The 19,707-nt window shown below is 71.9% G+C and carries 20 protein-coding genes and 1 riboswitch; of the genes, 10 read left to right on the top strand and 10 right to left on the bottom strand.

What is annotated here, in order from left to right:
• Positions 1-25 precede the first annotated feature (25 nt).
• Together ACIRC0_RS13610 and ACIRC0_RS13615 are read left to right on the top strand one after the other, a co-directional pair.
• The gene (locus ACIRC0_RS13610; RefSeq protein ID WP_200416949.1) at positions 26-658 is read left to right on the top strand and encodes a TetR/AcrR family transcriptional regulator; all 633 of its coding nucleotides are present in this window, start codon (positions 26-28) and stop codon (positions 656-658) included.
• Positions 659-1,110: 452 nt separating this feature from the next.
• Positions 1,111-2,604 (top strand): phytoene desaturase family protein, encoded by a 1,494-nt coding sequence (locus ACIRC0_RS13615; protein ID WP_403615410.1) that lies wholly within the window; start codon positions 1,111-1,113, stop codon positions 2,602-2,604.
• Between the two features lie 23 nt (positions 2,605-2,627).
• Here ACIRC0_RS13615 and ACIRC0_RS13620 read toward each other — a convergent pair whose 3' ends face one another.
• The 5 genes from ACIRC0_RS13620 to ACIRC0_RS13640 all read right to left on the bottom strand — a co-directional run bounded on the left by ACIRC0_RS13620 (position 2,628) and on the right by ACIRC0_RS13640 (position 7,186).
• Positions 2,628-3,563 (bottom strand): hypothetical protein, encoded by a 936-nt coding sequence (locus tag ACIRC0_RS13620; protein ID WP_403615413.1) that lies wholly within the window; start codon positions 3,561-3,563, stop codon positions 2,628-2,630.
• Positions 3,564-3,618: 55 nt separating this feature from the next.
• Complete coding sequence (metF, locus tag ACIRC0_RS13625) at positions 3,619-4,542, bottom strand: methylenetetrahydrofolate reductase [NAD(P)H] (RefSeq protein ID WP_403615416.1); 924 nt, start codon at positions 4,540-4,542, stop codon at positions 3,619-3,621.
• Positions 4,543-4,660: 118 nt separating this feature from the next.
• Positions 4,661-5,311, bottom strand: coding sequence for a thiamine phosphate synthase (thiE, locus tag ACIRC0_RS13630; RefSeq protein ID WP_263229468.1), 651 nt, complete (start codon positions 5,309-5,311; stop codon positions 4,661-4,663).
• Between the two features lie 202 nt (positions 5,312-5,513).
• The gene (locus tag ACIRC0_RS13635) at positions 5,514-5,879 is read right to left on the bottom strand and encodes an Rv2175c family DNA-binding protein (RefSeq protein WP_200416954.1); all 366 of its coding nucleotides are present in this window, start codon (positions 5,877-5,879) and stop codon (positions 5,514-5,516) included.
• A gap of 80 nt (positions 5,880-5,959) precedes the next feature.
• Positions 5,960-7,186, bottom strand: coding sequence for an NAD(P)/FAD-dependent oxidoreductase (locus ACIRC0_RS13640; protein ID WP_403615421.1), 1,227 nt, complete (start codon positions 7,184-7,186; stop codon positions 5,960-5,962).
• Between the two features lie 125 nt (positions 7,187-7,311).
• Positions 7,312-7,424: riboswitch (TPP riboswitch) on the top strand.
• Here ACIRC0_RS13640 and thiO point away from each other — a divergent pair.
• The 5 genes from thiO to ACIRC0_RS13665 all read left to right on the top strand — a co-directional run bounded on the left by thiO (position 7,422) and on the right by ACIRC0_RS13665 (position 12,582).
• Positions 7,422-8,621, top strand: coding sequence for a glycine oxidase ThiO (gene thiO / locus ACIRC0_RS13645; protein WP_403615423.1), 1,200 nt, complete (start codon positions 7,422-7,424; stop codon positions 8,619-8,621). Its footprint overlaps the riboswitch before it by 3 nt.
• Positions 8,618-8,818, top strand: a complete 201-nt coding sequence (gene thiS, locus ACIRC0_RS13650) for a sulfur carrier protein ThiS (RefSeq protein ID WP_103839848.1) — start codon at positions 8,618-8,620, stop codon at positions 8,816-8,818. Before thiO ends, thiS begins: the two co-directional genes overlap by 4 nt.
• 3 nt (positions 8,819-8,821) lie before the next feature.
• Entirely contained in the window at positions 8,822-9,616 is a 795-nt protein-coding gene (locus tag ACIRC0_RS13655; RefSeq protein ID WP_403615426.1) for a thiazole synthase, read from the top strand.
• A 100-nt stretch (positions 9,617-9,716) separates the two neighbouring features.
• On the top strand, positions 9,717-11,630 hold the full coding sequence (gene pknB / locus ACIRC0_RS13660; protein ID WP_403615429.1) for a Stk1 family PASTA domain-containing Ser/Thr kinase: 1,914 nt from the start codon (positions 9,717-9,719) through the stop codon (positions 11,628-11,630).
• Positions 11,631-11,682: 52 nt separating this feature from the next.
• Complete coding sequence (locus tag ACIRC0_RS13665; protein WP_403615432.1) at positions 11,683-12,582, top strand: deoxyribonuclease IV; 900 nt, start codon at positions 11,683-11,685, stop codon at positions 12,580-12,582.
• A 19-nt stretch (positions 12,583-12,601) separates the two neighbouring features.
• Here the strand turns inward: ACIRC0_RS13665 and ACIRC0_RS13670 are convergent, their stop codons facing one another.
• Entirely contained in the window at positions 12,602-13,234 is a 633-nt protein-coding gene (locus ACIRC0_RS13670; RefSeq protein WP_403615435.1) for a sulfite oxidase-like oxidoreductase, read from the bottom strand.
• Between the two features lie 152 nt (positions 13,235-13,386).
• Here ACIRC0_RS13670 and bfr point away from each other — a divergent pair, with 152 nt between their 5' ends.
• Entirely contained in the window at positions 13,387-13,866 is a 480-nt protein-coding gene (gene bfr, locus ACIRC0_RS13675) for a bacterioferritin (RefSeq protein WP_263229476.1), read from the top strand.
• Between the two features lie 17 nt (positions 13,867-13,883).
• On the opposite strand, the gene ACIRC0_RS13680 is transcribed toward bfr, so the two are convergent.
• Together ACIRC0_RS13680 and ACIRC0_RS13685 are read right to left on the bottom strand one after the other, a co-directional pair.
• On the bottom strand, positions 13,884-14,111 hold the full coding sequence (locus tag ACIRC0_RS13680) for a bacterioferritin-associated ferredoxin (protein WP_403615437.1): 228 nt from the start codon (positions 14,109-14,111) through the stop codon (positions 13,884-13,886).
• A gap of 126 nt (positions 14,112-14,237) precedes the next feature.
• The gene (locus ACIRC0_RS13685; RefSeq protein ID WP_403615440.1) at positions 14,238-15,590 is read right to left on the bottom strand and encodes a class II 3-deoxy-7-phosphoheptulonate synthase; all 1,353 of its coding nucleotides are present in this window, start codon (positions 15,588-15,590) and stop codon (positions 14,238-14,240) included.
• Between the two features lie 100 nt (positions 15,591-15,690).
• Here ACIRC0_RS13685 and ACIRC0_RS13690 point away from each other — a divergent pair, with 100 nt between their 5' ends.
• Both ACIRC0_RS13690 and ACIRC0_RS13695 read left to right on the top strand, forming a co-directional pair.
• Positions 15,691-15,753: a trp operon leader peptide gene (locus tag ACIRC0_RS13690; protein ID WP_351226422.1), complete on the top strand. Its 63-nt coding sequence runs from the start codon at positions 15,691-15,693 to the stop codon at positions 15,751-15,753.
• 101 nt (positions 15,754-15,854) lie between these two features.
• Positions 15,855-17,741: an anthranilate synthase family protein gene (locus tag ACIRC0_RS13695; RefSeq protein WP_403615442.1), complete on the top strand. Its 1,887-nt coding sequence runs from the start codon at positions 15,855-15,857 to the stop codon at positions 17,739-17,741.
• A gap of 78 nt (positions 17,742-17,819) precedes the next feature.
• On the opposite strand, the gene ACIRC0_RS13700 is transcribed toward ACIRC0_RS13695, so the two are convergent.
• Positions 17,820-18,848, bottom strand: a complete 1,029-nt coding sequence (locus ACIRC0_RS13700; protein WP_103843037.1) for a 6-phosphofructokinase — start codon at positions 18,846-18,848, stop codon at positions 17,820-17,822.
• Positions 18,849-19,035: 187 nt separating this feature from the next.
• Positions 19,036-19,683, bottom strand: coding sequence for a response regulator transcription factor (locus ACIRC0_RS13705; RefSeq protein ID WP_263234738.1), 648 nt, complete (start codon positions 19,681-19,683; stop codon positions 19,036-19,038).
• Between the last annotated feature and the right edge of the window lie 24 nt (positions 19,684-19,707).

Here is a 19,707-nt window from a genome sequence, read left to right on the forward strand (position 1 = left end):
GGCCGTTCCTGTGAGAATCAGAGCCATGGAACGCAGCAGCGCCGCTACGTCGGGCGGCTCGAGCCGCCGCGAGGCGACCCGGCAGAAGCTCTACGAGGCGGCCGTCACCCTGATCGCGGAGCAGGGCTTCTCCGCGACCACCGTCGACGAGATCGCCGAGCGGGCCGGGGTCGCGAAGGGCACGGTCTACTACAACTTCGCGAGCAAGTCCGTCCTCTTCGAGGAGTTGCTGCGGCACGGTGTGGGGCTCCTCACCGCCTCCCTCAGGGACGCGGCCGAGCAGAGCGACCGGGCGGGCGGTACCAAGGTGGACGCCCTGGACGCCATGATCCGCGCCGGACTGGCCTTCATCGCCCGCTACCCGTCCTTCACCCAGCTGTACGTGGCCGAGCTGTGGCGCACCAACCGGGCCTGGCAGTCCACGCTCATGGTGGTCCGGCAGCAGGTCGTCGCGGCCATCGAGGACGTGCTGCGCGCGGGTGTGGAGAGCGGCGAGTTCAGCGACGAGATCGACGTCCCGCTGACGGCGGCGGCGCTGGTCGGCATGGTGCTGGTGGCGGCGCTGGACTGGCAGTCGTTCCAGCCGGAGCGCTCCCTGGACGACGTCCACGCGGCGCTGTCGCGGCTGATCCAGGGGCGCGTGAGCGGCGGCCGGTAGGGCGCATGGACGGCGGGTAGGACGCCTGGACGGCCGATAGGGCGCTCGGACGGCCGGTGGCGCCCGGCAAGACGAAAGCGCCGGTTCGTGGTGGCCGCGCCCTTGGCGGGCCGCCTCGAACCGGCGCTCCGTCGTGCCCCCGTGACCCCCGTTCGGTCCTTCCCCCGGGTCTCCCCCTGCCTCGCTTCCGCCGCAGGAGTGCCGGCGGAAGGAGCGGTCAAGGGCGGGCACCGTTCCGCCGCCCCGTGTCGGCGGTGCCGGAGCCGTGCCCCTTTCCGTGCCTCCACTGTCTCGTCCGCGCGGGTCGGACCCCATCCGCGCAGATACTCATCTCTCCGGCTAGGTACGGATACTCAGACCTGAGTGCTCAGCCCCAGGGCGAGAATGCGGCGAAAAGCGCCGGTCACAGGCCCGCCGCCGGATTGTCGGCGGCGGCCGATAAGGTCGCAGGCATGGCACGGATTGCGGTGATCGGCGCCGGGATGGGCGCGATGGCGGCTGCCGCCCGGCTGGCCGTCGCGGGCCACCGGGTGGTGGTGTACGAGCGTACGGAGACGTACGGCGGTGCGGTGCGCCGGTTCGAGCGGGACGGGTTCCGCTTCGACACGGGCCCGGGACTGCTGACGCTGCCCGCCGTGTACCGCGATCTGTTCGTCAAGACCGGCAAGGAGCCACTGGAGGACTGCGTCGATCTGGTCCAGGTGGACCCGTCGTCACGGCACGTCTTCGCGGACGGCACCGAGGTGGCGTTGCCCAACGCCTCGCGCGCGGGTGTCGTCGCGGCCCTGGACGAGGCGCTGGGCGCGGGGGCGGGCGAGCGCTGGGGCGACTTCCTGGTGCGGGCGCGCGAGGCCTGGGACCGTACGCGCCGGCCGCTCCTCGAGGAGCCGCTGTGGCCCAACTGGCAGGTGCTGGCGGAGAAGGAGCCGTATCCGGCGGTGCCGCACAAGCGGCTGCTGCGTACCCGGCGGGCCGGCACCCTCGCCGAGGTCGGCGCCTGGGAGCTGCGCGACCCGCGGCTCGTGGCCCTGCTGGAGAGCCATGCCCTGGCCTACGGCCTGGATCCCCGGACCACCCCGGCGAGCGCGGCGGTGCTGCCGTACATGGAGCACGCCTTCGGCATGTGGTACGTGCGTGGCGGGATGCGGGAGCTGGCGCGCGCCGTGTACGAGCGATGCCGCGAGCGGCGGGTGGAGTTCGTCTTCGGCGCCGAGGTCACCGGAATCGTCGAGAAGGACGGCCGGGCGGCGGGGGTGGAGCTGGCCGACGGTGTCGCGGCGGAAGCGGACCACGTGGTGGCCGGGGTCGCGCCCACGGTCCTGGACCGCCTGGTGCCGGGGACGGCGGCGCGCGGTGCGGACGAGGTCGCGCCGCAGCACGGGATGCCCGGCCGGCTGACGGTGCTCCTGGCGCTGCGCGGGGGCCGGCCGGAGGGTGCCGCGCGCCGGACGGTGGTCCACACGGCCGACCGTGAGGGCGAGCTGGACCGGCTGTTCGGTGAGCCCGCCGGGCTTCCGCCCTCCGCGACGGTGACCGTGCTGCGCCCGGACGACCCCGCGCTGGTGCCCGACACGGCGCACGAGGCGGTCACGCTGACGGTGACGGTGCCCCAGGGGCTGGAGGTCTCCGAGTCCGACGTGGACCGGATCGTCGTCGCCGCCGGGCGCGCGATACCCGGTCTGGCCGACCGTGTCCTGTGGCGCGAGGTCCGCACGCCCGCCGACATCGCCGAGGACACCGGAGCACCCGGCGGCGCGGTACCGGCGCCGGCTCTCGCCGCGGCCGGGGGCCGTCTGCTGCAGCCGTCCAACAAGACCCGTACACCGGGCCTGTTCACGGTCGGCGGCTGGTCCCAACCCGGTGGGGGTCTCCCCCACGCCGGCATGTCGGGCGCCCTGGTCGCCGGACTCATCGTGGAGGGGCCGGGCTTCCGCGGCTCGCAGTAGGCGCCGCGGGCGGCTCCGGACCTCTAGAAGCGGTAGCGCTCGTCGTAGCCGTTGCCGTGCGCGGTGCCGTTGTCCTGGTAGGGGTACGGCTGCTCGGGCGGGAGTTCGCCGCCGAACGCTTCGTCGGTGGTGCGCTGCTGGGGCACCCAGACACCGCCTGACGGGGTCTCGCCGTAGGTGCCGGTGGCGTACTGGTCCTGACCGTAGGCCTGCTGTCCGTACTGCTGCTCGCCGCCGTACGTGGTGTCGTACGAGCCGCCGTAGGTCCCCGTGCCCTGGTACGGGTCGGAGTACCCGCCGTACTGCTCCTGGCCGCCCTCGTAGCCGTAGTGCTGCTGCTGGCCGTATCCGGAGTAGCCGTCGTAGGCGTAGGCCTGCTGCTCCTGGGGCTGCTGCTCCTGGGGCTGTCCGGCGGTGGTGTAGGTGGCGTCCGCGTAGACGCCGTAGGAGCCGGTCTCCTCGGGCAGGGGCTGCGGCTCGTAGACGGCGGTGGCCTCGGCCGCGGTCTCGGCGGGCTGGGCGGTCCCCGGGCGGGAGAAGACGTCGTCGTGGTCGTCCTCGTCGTACGCGTCGTCCTGGCGGTACGTTCCGGCGGGCATCGTCGTCGCGGCCGTCGGCTCGACGTCGGTGTCCTCCGCCGCCTCCTCCTGACGGGCCTTCTCTCCCCGGCGGCGCTTGCTGCCGGTGCCCGCGCCCTCGCGCGGGCGGTTGCCGACGGCCCAGCCGGCCGCGAACCCGCGGCGGAACGACAGGGTGACGTAGGTCTGCCCGACCGCGAAGGCGGCGGCGCCCAGGCCGATGACCACCACGGATTGGATGAGCACGCCGAACACGACGCCGAGGAATCCGACGAACGCGAGCAGCCGCCAGCGAAGGCGCGCCTTGTACTGCAGCAGCACCTCACCGAGCAGCCATAGCGCGACGATGCCGAACGCGATGTAGAGGACCGTCCAGCCCATGTACGCCCCTCTCCCAGTGGCCGCTACGCAGTGTGTCGTATACGGGTGCGGCGGTCTAGGCCCGCTGCGGGTGGTGCAGGCCCAGGTTCTCGTAGATCTCCAGCGTCGCCGTGGAGTTGTTGAGTGTAATGAAGTGCAGTCCGGGGACCCCCTCGGCCAGCAGCCTCGCGCAGAACTCCGTGGCGAAGTCGATTCCGATCGAGCGTACCGCCGCCGGATCGTCCTTCGCCGCGAGGATCCGCTCCTTCAGGCCGTCGGGGATGGTGGCGTTGCTGAGCTGGGGCAGCCGCTCCAGCATCCGCACGCTGGTCACGGGCATGATCTCGGGGATGACCGGGGTGTCGCAGCCGGCCGCGGCGACCCGGTCGCGCAGGCGCAGGTACGACTCCGGCTGGAAGAACATCTGCGTGATCGCGTAGTCGGCGCCGGCCCGGCACTTGTCGACGAAGTACGTGACGTCGGTGTCCCAGTCGCCGGAGCGGGGATGCATCTCCGGGAAGGCGGCGACGCCCACGCAGAAGTCACCCGACTCCTTGATGAGCCGGACGAGTTCGGCCGCGTAGGTCAGACCCCTGGGGTGCGGCACCCACTCGCCCATGGGGTCGCCGGGCGGGTCGCCGCGCACCGCGAGCATGTTGCGGATCCCGGCGTCGGCGTACTGGCCGATGATGTTGCGCAGCTCGGCGACGGAGTGGTTGACCGCGGTGAGGTGGGCGACCGGGGTGAGCGTCGTGTCGGCGACGATCTGCTCGGTCTCCTTGACCGTGCCCGCACGGGTGGAACCGCCGGCGCCGTACGTGACGGACACGAAGTCGGGGGCGACCGCCTCGACCCTTCGGAGCGCGCTCCACAGGTTCCGCTGGCCCTTGGGGGTCTTCGGCGCCGAGAACTCGAACGAGTACGTCGTCTTGCCGGTGGCGAGGATGTCGCGCACGGTCCGTGCGCGATCAGTCCTCGTGGATGCGGTTCCGAGGGCCATAGTCGCAGGTTAGCCAGGGCGCGGCGGTCCCCCAACCGGACGCCCGGGATTTGCCCGAATTGTCGACTTGTTGTCCACCCATCGGACAACGCGGGGCAGGATCGGCCTCTGGGCGCTCCTACGCGGCGCGCAGCCGCTTGGCGAACTCGGCCGCCGCCGCGCCGGGGTCGTCAGCCTCCGTGATCGCGCGGACGACCACCACGCGGCGGGCGCCGGCCTCGAGGACCTGGTCCAGGTTGCCGAGGTCGATGCCGCCGATGGCGAACCAGGGGCGGTCGGTGCCGAGCGCGGCGGTGTGGCGTACCAGGCCGAGGCCGGGGGCGGGGCGGCCGGGCTTGGTGGGGGTGGGCCAGCAGGGGCCGGTGCAGAAGTAGTCCACACCCTCCTGGACGGCGGCGGCCTCGGCCTCGGCCTCGGAGTGGGTGGAGCGGCCTATCAGGATGTCGTCGCCGAGGATGGCACGGGCCGCGGGGACGGGAAGGTCGCCCTGGCCGAGGTGCAGGACGTCGGGGCGGGCGGCGTGGGCCACGTCCGCGCGGTCGTTCACCGCGAGGAGCTTGCCGTGGCGGGCACACGCCTCGGCGAAGACCTGGAGGTGCTCCAGCTCCTCGGCGGCCTCCATGCCCTTCTCGCGCAGCTGCACGATGTCGACGCCGCCGGCGAGGACCGCGTCGAGGAACTCGGCGAGGTCGCCCTGGCGCTTGCGTGCGTCCGTGCACAGATAGACGCGGGCGTCGGCGAGCCGGGCGGTGCGGGCGGTTTCGGGCACGGTGGTGTTCCCCCCGTTGTCGGTGGCGTACGGGCCGCGGCGGGGCGCGGTCGGCCGGAGCCGGGGCGTGTCCCTTGGCCCGCGGCCCGTACGCCGGACGGTTTTTCTTGTGTGCCGGCCGGATCAGACCGGAACCGGTCCGATCGGGTCAGGTCCGATCGGGTCAGGTCCGATCGGGTCAGGTCCGATAAGGCCGGATGGATCAGACGGCGAGCGCCTGCGCGCGGCGCTTCACCTCCGTGCCGCGATTCTCGCTGAGAGCCTGCGCGGGGGTGCCGGGCAGGGTCGGGTCGGGGGTGAAGAGCCACTCGATCATCTCTTCGACCGTGAAGCCGTCGTCCCGCAGCAGGGTCAGGGTGCCGGACAGGCCCTTGACCACCTTGTCCCCGTCGATGAAGGCGGCGGGGACGTGCAGCGCCTTGTTCTCGCCTCGGCGCACGGCGATGAGCTGGCCCTCCTTGACCAGCTGCCGCACCCGGGTCACCTCCACGCCGAGGGCTTCGGCGATGTCGGGCAGGGTGAGCCAGGCGGGGACGAGAGCATCGATCTTTGCGTCAATCTCGGTCACGGGATCAAGCGTGCCATCCCGGACTGACAGTCGGAAGCGGAGCGCCTCCGGCGGGGTTAGGCGGAGGGGGTGGTCGCGCCCTACGCCGTCGCCTCCTTCAGTGGGCGGGACGGGTCCGACAGCAGTGCGGGATTCATGGGGGTGCCCGATTCGATCAGGCGGCGGCCCTGCGCCAGGTCCCGGGGGCGGCCCACGGCCAGCAGGGCCACCAGGCGGCCCTCGCGCAGCCAGCAGACCGTCCAGGCCGCGCCCTCGGGGTCGCCGCGCCACACCGTCGTGTCGGCGGACGCGTGGTGGCCCACGTACTGGACGAACCGGCCGAACTGCTCCGACCAGAAGTACGGCACCGGGTCGTACGCCACCGGTGTCTGGCCGATGATGTTCGCGGCCACCGTGCGCGGACCCTGGAGGGCGTTGTCCCAGTGGTGGACGAGCAGGCGCTCCTCGTAGCGGCCCGACGGGAAGGACGCGCAGTCGCCGACCGCGTACACGTCCGGCACCGAGGTGCGCAGATGGTCGTCGGCCAGCACCTCGCCGTGCACGCCCAGCTCGATCCCGGACCCGGCCAGCCAGGCCGTGGCGGGCCGGGCCCCGATGCCCACCACCACCGCCCCGGCCGGCACCCGAGAGCCGTCGTCCAGCACCACCGCGCCCGGCTCGATGCGCTCCACGCGCGCGTGCGTGCGCAGCTCGGCCCCGCTGTCCGCGTACCAGGACGTCATCGGCGCCGCCACCTCCGCCGGCAGTGCCCCGGCGAGCGGCCGGTCCGCGGCCTCCACCACGGTCACCGCGCAGCCCGCCTCGCGCGCGGCGGTGGCGAACTCGGCGCCGATCCAGCCCGCGCCGACGACCACGATGTCGTGCTGCCGGGCGAGCACCGGCCGCAGCCGCTCGGCGTCGTCCAGTGTGCGCAGCAGATGTACCCCGGGGACGCCCTCCGCGCCCGGCAGCCGGATCGGTTCCGCCCCGGTCGCGATGACCAGGACGTCGTACGGGACGGGGCCCCGCTCGGTGTCCAGCTCGTGGTCCTGGGGGCGCAGGCCGGTCGCCTCGCGGCCCAGTTCCAGCTCGATGTCCAGCGCCTCGAAGTCGACGTCGAAGGCGGAGCCCTCGGCCTTGCCGAGCAGGACGGCCTTGGACAGCGGCGGCCTGTCGTACGGCTGGTGCGGCTCCGCGCCGATCAGCGTCACGCCGCCGGTGAAGCCCTGTTCCCGCAGGGCGACCGCGGTCTGCACCCCGGCCATGCCCGCGCCCACGACGACGACGCGCCGTGCCGTACCGTCCCGTGCCTGCGTCTGCTCGCTCACCTGATCACCATAGACAACTGACGAATTGTCAGTCAGGGGGCGTGCTGAGTGACGTCCTGCACAGCCCTCGGGCCGGGCGGAGGCTGTCTTACAAGGGCGGCGCTCTGCGGGCTAGGGTTGCCACCGGAAGCACTCGCGGGAGCCCGGCGCACCGGGCTGAGAGGGAGGCTGGGACGGCCTCCGACCGTACGAACCTGATCCGGGTCATGCCGGCGAAGGGAGGGGCTGGACGCCCATGTCGCGTACACCGGACGAACCGTCGACAGCGCGCGATGCGTCGACCGTGTCGGACGTTCTTGTCATCGGGGGCGGGATCATCGGTCTGGTGACCGCCTGGCGGGCGGCGCAGCGCGGGTTCGCCACCGCCGTGGTGGATCCGGAGCCGGGCGGCGGAGCCGCGCAGGTGGCCGCCGGGATGCTGGCCGCCGTCACCGAGCTGCACTACGGCGAGCAGACGCTGCTCGCCCTGAACCTCGCCTCAGCGCGCCGCTACCCGGACTTCGCCGCCGAGCTGACCGAGGCCGCCGGCCGGGACCTGGGCTACCGCAGCTGCGGCACGCTCGCCGTCGCGCTCGACACCGACGACCGCGCCGAGCTGCGCGAACTGCACGCCCTGCAGCAGCGCTCGGGGCTGGAGTCGGAGTGGCTGAGCGGGCGGGAGTGCCGCCGTCTGGAGCCGATGCTCGCACCGGGCGTGCGCGGGGGGCTCAGGGTCGACGGCGACCATCAGATCGACCCGCGCCGCCTCGCCGCGGCCCTGGTGACGGCCTGTGAACGCGCCGGGGTGGTCTTCCACCGGGTGTGGGCCGAGCGGCTCACGGTGGTGCGGGAGCGGGCCTGCGGGGTGCGGACCGCCGACGGCACCGAGTTCTCCGCCGGGCAGGTCGTCCTGGCCGCGGGGAGCCTCAGCGGGCGGCTCGCGGGCGTCCCGGCCGACGTCCTGCCGCCCGTACGTCCCGTGAAGGGGCAAGTGCTGCGGCTGACCGTGCCCGAGCGGTACGCGCCGTTCCTGAGCCGTACGGTGCGCGCCGTCGTCCGCGGTGGCGCGATCTACCTCGTGCCACGCGAGAACGGCGAGCTGGTGGTCGGCGCGACCAGCGAGGAGATGGGCTGGGACACCACGGTCACCGCGGGCGGGGTGTACGAGCTGCTGCGGGACGCTCACGAGCTGGTGCCCGGGATCACCGAGCTGCCTCTCACCGAGACGCGGGCGGGTCTGCGCCCGGGTTCCCCGGACAACGCGCCGCTGCTCGGCCCCACCGAGCTGGACGGTCTGCTGCTGGCCACCGGCCACTACCGCAACGGTGTCCTGCTCACCCCGGTCACCGGCGACGTCATGGCGCACGTGCTGACCACCGGTGAGCTTCCCGAGGAGGCCCGTCCCTTCACCCCCCGGCGTTTCACCGCCGCCGCACTCACGGAGCAGCCCGTATGAACATCTCGGTCAACGGGGAGACCCGCGAGGTCACCCCCGGTGTAGCGCTCGACGCGGTGGTGCGGAGCCTGACCGCCGCCCCCTCGGGCGTGGCCGCCGCCGTCAACGAAACCGTCGTCCCGCGCGGGCAGTGGGCGTCGACGTCCCTCAGCGAGGGAGACCGCGTCGAGGTCCTCACCGCCGTCCAAGGAGGCTGACCCATGGCTGACGATCCCTTCGTCCTCGGTGGGACCACCTACTCGTCCCGGCTGATCATGGGAACGGGTGGCGCGCCCAGCCTGGACGTGCTGGAGCGGGCGCTGGTGGCGTCCGGCACGGAGCTGACGACGGTCGCGATGCGGCGCGTCGACTCCTCGGTGCACGGTTCGGTCCTGTCCGTGCTCGACAAGCTGGGCATCCGGGTGCTGCCGAACACCGCGGGCTGCTTCACCGCGGGCGAGGCCGTGCTCACCGCCCGCCTCGCGCGCGAGGCCCTCGGCACGGACCTGGTCAAGCTGGAGGTCATCGCCGACGAGCGGACCCTGCTGCCAGACCCGATCGAGCTGCTGGAGGCAGCCGAGACGCTGGTGGACGACGGCTTCACCGTGCTGCCGTACACGAACGACGACCCCGTGCTCGCCCGCAAGCTGGAGGACGTCGGCTGCGCCGCGATCATGCCGCTCGGCTCCCCGATCGGGTCCGGGCTCGGCATCCGCAACCCACACAACTTCCAGCTGATCGTGGAGCACGCGCGCGTGCCGGTCATCCTGGACGCGGGCGCGGGCACGGCGTCGGACGTGGCGCTGGCGATGGAGCTGGGGTGCGCGGGTGTGATGCTCGCCTCGGCGGTGACCCGGGCGCAGGAGCCGGTCCTGATGGCGGAGGCCATGCGGCACGCGGTGGAGGCCGGCCGGCTCGCCCGCCGGGCGGGCCGTATCCCACGCCGGCACTTCGCGGAGGCCTCGTCGCCGGTGGAGGGCATGGCCCGGCTGGACCCGGAGCTGCCGGCCTTCTGAGCCGGACCGGAGGAGGTCGCGTCACAGGTCGGCTGCAGTCGGGCCCCGGTGTCCCCGCAGCGGACGGTGAGTGACAGTGCGCCCTCGTAGACTCACCAGCGTGGATACGACCCTTCAGGACCCTCTCGTCGGGCAGGTGCTCGACGGCCGTTATCGCGTCGACGCGCGGATCGCGGTCGGCGGGATGGCCACGGTCTACCGGGCCCTGGACACCCGCCTGGACCGTGTGCTCGCGCTGAAGGTGATGCACCCGACGCTGGCGGCCGACGGCTTGTTCGTCGAGCGCTTCATACGGGAGGCCAAGTCGGTCGCCCGTCTCGACCATCCGAACGTCGTGCAGGTTTTCGATCAGGGTGCCGACGGATCGTACGTCTACCTCGCCATGGAGTACGTCGCCGGCTGCACCCTGCGCGACGTGCTGCGCGAGCGCGGGGCGCTGCAGCCGCGCGCGGCCCTGGACATCCTGGAGCCGGTGCTGGCCGCCCTGGGGGCCGCGCACCGCGCCGGGTTCGTGCACCGGGACATGAAGCCGGAGAACGTCCTCATAGGTGACGACGGCCGGGTCAAGGTGGCCGATTTCGGTCTCGTCCGGTCCGTCGACACCGTCACGAGCACCACGGGCGCCGTCCTCGGCACCGTCTCCTACCTCGCCCCGGAGCAGATCGAGCACGGCGTGGCCGACCCCCGGGTCGACGTGTACGCCTGTGGGGTCGTCCTCCACGAGATGCTGACCGGCGCCAAGCCGCACCACGGCGACTCCCCCGCCCAGGTGCTCTACCAGCACCTGAACGAGGACGTGCCGCCGCCGTCGGCTGCCGTGCCGGGGCTGTCCGTCGAACTCGACGACCTGGTCGCGTCGGCGACCGCGCGCAATCCCGAGCTGCGCCCGGCGGACGCGGTGGCGCTGCTGGGCCAGGTGCTTCAAGCCCGTGGCGCGCTGACCGACGAGCAGCTGGACGCCGTGCCGCCGGGGGCCGTCGCCGGGGAGCACGACAACGCCGAGGACCGCACGAGCGTGATACCGCGCCTGCTGCCGACCCGCCCTGTGGGCGAGGACCAGGGGGCCGTCCTCAACCGGACGAGCCGGCTTCAGGCCCCGCCGCCCGAGCCGCCTCGGCGCTCGCCGCGGCCCCGCCGCGGGCTGCTCGCGCTGATCCTCGCGGTGCTGGTGGTGTTCGGTGTCGGCACGGGGGTGTGGTACATCAACTCGGGCCAGTTCACCAAGGTCCCGCCGCTCCTGGCGAAGACGGAGGCCGAGGCCCGGGCCCGGCTGAAGAAGGCCGGTCTCGAGGTCAAGCAGGTCAAGCACGCCTACAGCGACACGGTCGAGCGCGGCACGGTGATCAGCACCGATCCGGCGGTGGGTTCGCGGATCCGCTCCCACGACGCGGTGACGCTGACGCTCTCGGACGGTCCCGAGACGGTGCAGGTGCCCGATCTGAAGGGCTACCCGCTGGACCAGGCGCAGGCTCGGCTGAAGAAGGACGGCCTGGTGCCGGGCATGGTCACACAGGCGTTCAGCGCGGACGTGCCCAAGGGTTCCGTGATCGGCACGGACCCGGAGGCGGGGACCGAGCGGCACGGCGGCTCGGCGATCGCGCTCGTCGTCAGCAAGGGCAGCCCGGTGGACGTGCCCGACGTCAGCGGCGACTCCATCGACGACGCCACCTCGGAGCTGCAGGACGCGGGCCTGCAGGTGAAGATCGCCGACACGCAGGTCACCTCGGAGTACGACGCCGGGAAGGTCGCCCGGCAGTCGCCGGGCGCGGGCCAGCAGGCCGGCCAGGGTGACACCGTCACGCTGACGCTCTCCAAGGGTCCCGAGATGGTCCAGGTGCCGGACGTGACCGGGCAGAACGTCGACGACGCCAAGAAGACGCTCGAGGCCGCGGGTTTCCAGGTCGACGAGGACCGGGGCCTGCTGGGCCTGTTCGGCGACACGGTGAAGAGCCAGTCGGTCAAGGGCGGGGACAAGGCGCCGAAGGGGTCGACGATCACGATCAAGATCCGCTAGCCGACCGGCGGCCGAAGTACGGGCACCGGGGATCACGTGACACCCTTGGGGGGTGAGCACTGAGCAGTCCCGTGGCGCCCCCGGCACCTTCGGCCCCTCCCGCAACCCGATCGGCAGCCACGTCCCGGTGGCCGGTGGGCTGAACTCCGTCGGGCTGGCCTACGCCCGAGACATCGGGGCCGAGACGGTACAGGTCTTCGTGGCCAACCCGCGCGGCTGGGCGACTCCCGCGGGCAGTCCGCGTCAGGACGAGGAGTTCCGGGCCGCGTGCGCCGCCGAGTCGATCCCGGTGTACGTCCATGCCCCGTATCTGATCAACTTCGGCTCCCACACCGAGGCGACCGTGGACAGGTCGGTGGAGTCGCTGAGGCACTCGCTGCGGCGGGGCCGCCGGATCGGGGCGCTGGGTGTGGTCGTGCACACCGGCAGCGCGACCGGCGGCCGGGACCGTTCGGTGGCGCTGAAGCAGGTACGGGAGCGCATGCTGCCGCTGCTGGACGAGCTGACGCACGACGACGACCCGTGGCTGCTGCTGGAGTCGACCGCGGGCCAGGGGGCCTCCCTGTGCTCCCGCACCTGGGACTTCGGGCCCTACTTCGACGCGCTGGACGCCCACCCCAAGCTCGGTGTCTGCCTGGACACCTGCCACATCTTCGCGGCCGGGCACGACCTGACCGGGCCGGACGGGGCGCACCGGACGCTGGACCTGCTCGTGGACACCGTCGGCGAGGGCCGGCTGAAGCTGATCCACGCCAACGACTCCCAGGAGGCGGTCGGCGCCCACCGGGACCGTCACGCCAACATAGGCGCCGGCCACATCGGCGAGGCCCCGTTCCGTGCGCTGATGACGCACCCGGCCACCGAGGGCGTGCCGCTGATCATCGAGACGCCCGGCCGCAAGGAAGGGCACGCGGAGGACGTGGAGCGGCTGAAGAAGCTGCGCGACGGCTGACCCGCAGCCGCCCTGGACCTCAGAGCTCGGGGCCGTCCCCGGGCTCCTCCTGGTAGGAGTAGCGCTGCTCCTTCCACGGGTCACCGATGTTGTGGTACCCGCGCTCCTCCCAGAAGCCGCGCCGGTCGGTGGTCATGTACTCGACGCCGCGGACCCACTTGGGGCCCTTCCAGGCGTACAGGTGCGGCACGATCAGGCGCAGCGGGAAGCCGTGTTCCGCGGTGAGCAGCTCGCCGTCCTTGTGCGTGGCGAAGATCGTGCTGTCGGAGGCGAAGTCGGACAGGCGCAGATTGGAGCTGAACCCGTACTCCGCCCACACCATCACGTGGGTGACGGTGGGCGCGGGCGGGGCGATCTCCAGGATCGTACGGGCCGGGATGCCGCCCCATTCGGCGCCGACCATGCTGAACTTCGTCACACAGTGCAGATCGGCCACGACCGTCGCGTACGGCAGTGACGTGAACTCCTCGTGGTTCCAGCAGTGCTTCTCGCCGTCCGCGGTGGCGCCGAAGACCCGGAACTCCCAGCGCTCGGGGCGGAACTTGGGTACGGGACCGTAGTGCGTGACCGGCCAGCCCCGCTGGAGTCGCTGTCCCGGCGGAAGCTGTGACCGTGCCGTTTCTCCAGATTCGCGCTCCACCGGATGACCCATGACTCCATCCTGACAGACCGCGGAGGGTGCACATGACCAGCCCGGGTTCAATTCGGACAACTCCGACTAAGCGTGAACTTACTGGACGCCCCTGGGCGTCAGTGCCATGATGCGGCGCAGCCCGCTCGTCCCCGCCCGGAAGGATCCCCGCCATGCAGGGCGACCCAGAGGTCATCGAATTCCTCAACGAGCAGCTCACCGGTGAGCTGACCGCGATCAACCAGTACTTCCTGCACGCCAAGATGCAGGAGAACCTCGGGTGGTACAAGCTCGCCAGGTACACGCGGCGGGAGTCGTTCGACGAGATGAAGCACGCGGAGGTGCTCACCGACCGCATCCTCTTCCTCGAGGGCCTGCCCAACTACCAGCGACTCTTCCATGTGCGGGTGGGGCAGACCGTCAGGGAGATGTTCGAGGCGGACCGGCAGATCGAGGTGGAGGCGATCGACCGGCTCAGGCGCGGGATCAAGGTGATGCGGGAGAAGGGCGACATCACCTCCGCGAACATCTTCGAGTCGATCCTGGCGGACGAGGAGCACCACATCGACTACCTGGACACCCAGCTGGACCTGCTGGAGAAGCTGGGCGACGCGCTGTACATCTCCCAGATCATCGAACAGCCGGAGAGCTAGGGGTGCGCCAGGCGGCGCTAAGCGGCTTCTTCCAGGCCGGACAGGCCGGACGAGAGCACCGGCTCGGCGATCTCAGGGCGGGGGCACGCGCCGCGCCCCAAGAGCGCCTGGATCCTCCGTACGCAGGAGCCGCAGTCCGTGCCCGCCTTGCAGGCGGAGGCGATCTGCCGCGGAGTGCAGGCGCCGTTCTCCGCGTGCTGCCTCACCTGCTGCTCGGTGACGCCGAAGCAACTGCAGACATACACGCGGTGCACCTCCCGCCGGGTCGATAAGGCAACCCTAACCTTACCTGTCCCGCCGGGGGCGCAACAGCAGAGTGGGGCGCGGATCGTGTGATCCGCGCCCCACTCACGTCGGTCAGCGCCCGCAGGCTACTGGTCCCGGTACATCTCCGCGACGAGGAACGCCAGGTCCAGCGACTGGCTGCGGTTCAGCCGCGGGTCGCACGCCGTCTCGTAGCGCTGGTGCAGGTCGTCGACGAAGATCTCGTCGCCGCCGCCCACGCACTCGGTGACGTCGTCACCGGTCAGCTCCACGTGGATGCCACCCGGGTGCGTACCGAGCCCCTTGTGGACCTCGAAGAACCCCTTGACCTCGTCGAGCACGTCGTCGAAGCGGCGGGTCTTGTGCCCGGAGGCCGCCTCGAACGTGTTGCCGTGCATCGGGTCGGTCACCCAGGCCACCACCGCGCCGGACGCCGTGACCTTCTCCACCAGCTCGGGGAGCCGGTCACGGATCTTGTCCGCGCCCATGCGGACGATGAAGGTCAGCCGGCCGGGCTCACGGTCCGGGTCGAGGCGGTCGATGTACCGCAGCGCCTCCTCGGCCGTCGTGGTCGGGCCGAGCTTGATGCCGATCGGGTTGCGGATCCTCGAGGCGAACTCGATGTGCGCGCCGTCCATCTGCCGGGTGCGCTCACCGATCCACACCATGTGCGCCGAGACGTCGTACAGCTGCCCGGTACGGGAGTCGGTGCGGGTCAGCGCCGACTCGTAGTCGAGCAGCAGCGCCTCGTGCGAGGAGTAGAACTCGACGGTCTTGAACTCCTCCGGGTCGGCCCCGCAGGCGTGCATGAAGTTCAGCGCGTTGTCGATCTCGCGCGCCAGCTGCTCGTAGCGCTGGCCGGACGGCGACGACTTCACGAAGTCCTGGTTCCAGGCGTGCACCTGGCGCAGGTCGGCGTAGCCGCCGGTGGTGAAGGCACGCACCAGGTTCAGCGTGGACGCCGAGGCGTGGTACATGCGCTTCAGGCGCTCCGGGTCCGGGACGCGGGCGGCCTCGGTGAAGTCGAAGCCGTTGACGGAGTCGCCGCGGTAGGTCGGCAGCGTCACCCCGTCGCGGGTCTCGGTCGGCTTGGAGCGCGGCTTGGAGTACTGGCCGGCGATACGGCCGACCTTCACCACCGGCACCGAGGCGGCGTACGTGAGCACGGCGCCCATCTGGAGCAGCGTCTTGAGCTTGTTGCGGATGTGATCGGCGGACACCGCGTCGAAGGCCTCGGCGCAGTCGCCGCCCTGGAGCAGGAACGCCTCGCCCCTGGCGACGGCTCCCATCCGGGCGCGCAGCTGGTCGCACTCGCCCGCGAAGACGAGCGGCGGATACGACGCGAGGTCCGCGATCACCTTGCGCAGAGCCTCGGGGTCGGGGTACTCGGGCTGCTGCGCCGCGGGCAGGTCTCGCCAGGTGTTGCCAGCGCTGGGGCTGGTCTTAGCGTTCACGGTCACCCCCTAAACATTACGTGGTCGTGTCCACCGCTTATCGATGCGCTCGACTGATGAGACGGGTCGTCCCGCCCGGGACGGGGGTTCGTGTAGGGTGCCGGACATGTTCGCGCACTCGACCCAGAACCAGAACTGGTGGTGGACCGCTCGTCCGGCGGCCCACTGACTGCGCGTACGCACGACTTCGCGAAGGCCGCCCGAGGGGCGGCCTTCGGCGTTTTCGCGACCGGGCCGTTCCCTCTCACCTCACCGAGAAGGACACCGCCCATGAACCTGCTCGACCTGCTGGACGACCCCCGCCCGTTCGCCCTGCTGCGCCGCCGCACCCCGGGGCGTGACCACGACACCGTCGAGGTGCTGACCGGCCCGGTCGGCCGTTTCGAGCGGCTGGCCGACCTGCCCGACGAGGCCCTCGCCCTCGTCCCGTACCGCCAGCTCCGCGAGCGCGGCTTCGACGTCCGCGACGACGGCACACCGCTGCTGGCGCTCACGCCCGAGGAGTCGTACGAGATCCCCCTGGAGCAGGCGCTGGCGCAGCTGCCCGGGCACGACGTCCGGGTCGAGGACGGCGGCTTCGACGTCGCCGACGAGGAGTACGCCGGGATCGTGGGGCGGGTGCTGGAGGAGGAGATCGGGCGGGGCGAGGGCGCCAACTTCGTGATCCGGCGGACGTACGAGGGACGTATCCCGGCGTTCGGCCGGGCCGACGCCCTCGCACTCTTCCGGCGGCTGCTGGTCGGGGAGCGGGGCGCGTACTGGACGTTCGTCGTGCACACCGGGGACCGGACGCTGGTCGGGGCGAGCCCGGAGGTGCACGTGCGGATGTCCGGCGGGACCGTCGTCATGAACCCGATCAGCGGCACCTACCGCTATCCCGCGGGTGGCCCGACCCCCGAGGACCTGCTCCGCTTCCTCGCCGACGGCAAGGAGATCGAGGAGCTGTCGATGGTCGTCGACGAGGAGCTGAAGATGATGTGCACGGTCGGCGACATGGGCGGGGCCGTCGTCGGGCCGCGTCTGAAGGAGATGGCCCACCTCGCGCACACCGAGTACGAGCTGCGCGGGAAGTCCACGCTGGACGTGCGCGAGGTGCTGAAGGAGACGATGTTCGCGGCGACCGTCACCGGGTCGCCGGTGCAGAACGCCTGCCGGGTGATCGAGCGGCACGAGGTCGGCGGCCGGGGCTACTACGCGGGGGCGCTGGCGCTGCTCGGCCGGGACGCCGGAGGCGCGCAGACCCTCGACTCCCCCATCCTCATCCGCACCGCCGACATCGCCGCCGACGGCGGGCTGCGGGTGCCCGTCGGGGCCACGCTCGTGCGCGGCTCCGACCCGGCGAACGAGGTCGCGGAGACCCACGCCAAGGCGGCCGGGGTGCTGGCGGCGCTGGGGGTACGGCCCGGGCGGCCGCGCGAGGAGCACCTACGGCCGAACCTGGCGGAGGACCCGCGGGTGCGGGCGGCGCTGGACGGGCGGCGGGAGAAGCTGGCCCCGTTCTGGCTGCGGATGCAGGAGCGGGCCTCGGAGCTGACCGGGCACGCGTTCGTCGTGGACGGCGAGGACACGTTCACCGCGATGCTCGCGCACGTCCTGCGCTCGACCGGTCTGGAGGTGACCGTACGGCGGTACGACGAGCCGGGGCTGCGGGAGGCGGTGCTCGCGCACTCCGGTCCCGTGGTGCTCGGGCCGGGGCCGGGCGACCCCTCGGACCTGGCCGATCCGAAGATGGGGTTCCTGCGGGAGCTGACGACCCAGGTGATCCGGGGCCACCGGGACGGGGTGCTGGGCGTCTGCCTGGGCCATGAGCTGATCGCGGCCGAGCTGGGCCTCGAGATCGTCCGCAAGGAGGTTCCGTACCAGGGCGCCCAGACGGAGATCGACCTGTTCGGGCGGCGGGAGACCGTCGGCTTCTACAACAGCTTCGTGGCGCGCTGCGACGACGACGCGGCGGCCGAGCTGGTGGCGCACGGCGTCGAGGTCAGCCGCAGCGCGACCGGGGAGGTCCATGCTCTGCGCGGACCCGGGTTCGCCGGGGTGCAGTTCCACCCGGAGTCGGTGTTGTCGGTGGGCGGCGCCGGCGTCGTACGGGAGCTCCTGGCCGGGCTGGCCGCCGCGGGCACGAGCCCGTTCGCGGAGCGGCGGCCGGCGCTGTAGCGGGTCGACCCGCGCTGTGGCAGCGGGGAGGGCGCGGCCGGGGTGGACCGCCCCGGCCGGGTTCCTCGAAGTGCGGCGTCAGCCGAAGAAGACGCCGACCTCCTGGTACAGCTTCAGGTCGACCGTCTTCAGCTTGGCGGTGGCCTCGGAGAGGGGGACGCGGACGATGTCCGTGCCGCGCAGGGCGACCATCTTCCCGAAGTCGCCGTCGCGGACGCAGTCGATGGCGTGCAGGCCGAAGCGGGTGGCGAGCCAGCGGTCGAAGGCGCTGGGCGTGCCGCCGCGCTGGACGTGCCCGAGCACGGTCGTCCGGGCCTCCTTGCCGGTGCGCCTCTCGATCTCCTTCGCCAGCCACTCGCCGACGCCGGAGAGGCGGACGTGCCCGAAGGAGTCCAGCGACCCGTCCTTGAGCACCATGTCGCCGTCCTTCGGCATCGCGCCCTCGGCCACGACCACGATCGGCGCGTACGACGCCTTGAACCGGGACGTCACCCAGGCGCACACCTGGTCGACGTCGAAGCGCTGCTCGGGGATGAGGATGGCGTTGGCGCCTCCGGCCAGCCCGGAGTGCAGGGCGATCCAGCCCGCGTGACGGCCCATCACCTCCACGACCAGCACCCGCATGTGGGACTCGGCCGTGGTGTGCAGGCGGTCGATCGCCTCCGTCGCGATGTTGACGGCGGTGTCGAAGCCGAAGGTGTAGTCCGTGGCGGACAGGTCGTTGTCGATGGTCTTCGGCACGCCGACGACGTGGACGCCGTACTCGTCGGACAGGCGCGCCGCGACCCCGAGGGTGTCCTCGCCGCCGATCGCTACGAGCGCGTCGACCTCCTCCTTGGCGAGGTTGTCCTTGATGCGGCGGATGCCGTTCTCCTGCTTGAGGGGATTGGTGCGCGAGGAGCCGAGGATGGTGCCGCCGCGGGGCAGGATGCCGCGCACGGCGGGGATGTCGAGCCGGACGGTGTCACCTTCGAGGGGACCCCGCCAGCCGTCCCGGAAGCCGACGAAGTCGTAGCCGTACTCCTGCACGCCCTTGCGCACGATGCCCCGGATGACGGCGTTGAGCCCGGGGCAGTCGCCGCCTCCGGTCAGTACTCCGACCCGCATGGAAATGTCCCTTCGCCGCGGTTGCCTGGTGCAGGTCACGCTAATAGTGACCCAGGTCACTTCGGCATGGGCGGGAAGGTCAATTCCGGTGAATTGTCCGGCAGTTGATCACCGTCAATCCACTCGAAAGCGGGACATCCCTCCGGAGATTGACGTGGCCGGGGCCTTTTTGTGGCCCGGACGGGGTCTACTCGCCGTCGAGTCCCCTCTCGATCGCGTACCGGACCAGCTCCACCCGGTTGTGCAGCTGGAGCTTGCCCAGGGTGTTCTGGACGTGGTTCTGCACGGTGCGGTGCGAGATCACCAGACGTTCGGCGATCTGCTTGTAGCTCAGGCCCTTGGCGACCAGACGCAGCACCTCGGTCTCCCGGTCGGTCAGCCGCGGCGCCTTCGGCTCGTCGGCGCCGGCGGCGGGGGCCGGTTCGGAGGCGAGGCGGCGGTACTCGCCGAGGACGAGCCCCGCCAGTCCGGGGGTGAACACCGGGTCGCCGACCGCCGTGCGGCGCACCGCGTCGATCAGCTCCTGGGTGGACGCCGACTTCAGCAGGTAGCCGGTCGCACCCGACTTCACGGCCTCCAGCACGTCCGCGTGCTCGCCACTGGCCGACAGCACCAGCACGCGCAGCGCCGGATTGGCGCCGACGAGTTCCTTGCAGACCTGGACGCCTGGCTTGGCCGGCAGGTTGAGGTCCAGGACGAGCACGTCCGGCGAGGCGGCCCGGGCCCGGCGCACGGCCTGCTCCCCGTCCCCCGCGGTGGCGACGACCTCGAACCCGGACTCGGCGAGGTCACGCGCGACGGCGTCCCGCCACATGGGGTGATCGTCGACCACCATGACCCTGACCGGGCCCTGCCCCCG

The sequence above is a fragment of the Streptomyces sp. NPDC093984 genome (genome assembly GCF_044764595.1).
GTDB classification, from domain to species: domain Bacteria; phylum Actinomycetota; class Actinomycetes; order Streptomycetales; family Streptomycetaceae; genus Streptomyces; species Streptomyces cynarae.

Excerpts from the sequence above, each read along its gene's own strand:
- ACIRC0_RS13695 (WP_403615442.1), top strand. The coding sequence starts at position 15,855 with ATGAACCTGCTCGACCTGCTGGACGACCCCCGCCCGTTCGCCCTGCTG.
- ACIRC0_RS13655 (WP_403615426.1), top strand. The coding sequence starts at position 8,822 with ATGGCTGACGATCCCTTCGTCCTCGGTGGGACCACCTACTCGTCCCGG.
- ACIRC0_RS13615 (WP_403615410.1), top strand. The coding sequence starts at position 1,111 with ATGGCACGGATTGCGGTGATCGGCGCCGGGATGGGCGCGATGGCGGCT.
- metF (WP_403615416.1), bottom strand. The coding sequence starts at position 4,542 with ATGGCCCTCGGAACCGCATCCACGAGGACTGATCGCGCACGGACCGTG.
- ACIRC0_RS13670 (WP_403615435.1), bottom strand. The coding sequence starts at position 13,234 with ATGGGTCATCCGGTGGAGCGCGAATCTGGAGAAACGGCACGGTCACAG.
- ACIRC0_RS13610 (WP_200416949.1), top strand. The coding sequence starts at position 26 with ATGGAACGCAGCAGCGCCGCTACGTCGGGCGGCTCGAGCCGCCGCGAG.
- thiO (WP_403615423.1), top strand. The coding sequence starts at position 7,422 with ATGTCGCGTACACCGGACGAACCGTCGACAGCGCGCGATGCGTCGACC.
- ACIRC0_RS13700 (WP_103843037.1), bottom strand. The coding sequence starts at position 18,848 with ATGCGGGTCGGAGTACTGACCGGAGGCGGCGACTGCCCCGGGCTCAAC.
- ACIRC0_RS13620 (WP_403615413.1), bottom strand. The coding sequence starts at position 3,563 with ATGGGCTGGACGGTCCTCTACATCGCGTTCGGCATCGTCGCGCTATGG.
- ACIRC0_RS13705 (WP_263234738.1), bottom strand. The coding sequence starts at position 19,683 with ATGGTGGTCGACGATCACCCCATGTGGCGGGACGCCGTCGCGCGTGAC.
- bfr (WP_263229476.1), top strand. The coding sequence starts at position 13,387 with ATGCAGGGCGACCCAGAGGTCATCGAATTCCTCAACGAGCAGCTCACC.
- thiS (WP_103839848.1), top strand. The coding sequence starts at position 8,618 with ATGAACATCTCGGTCAACGGGGAGACCCGCGAGGTCACCCCCGGTGTA.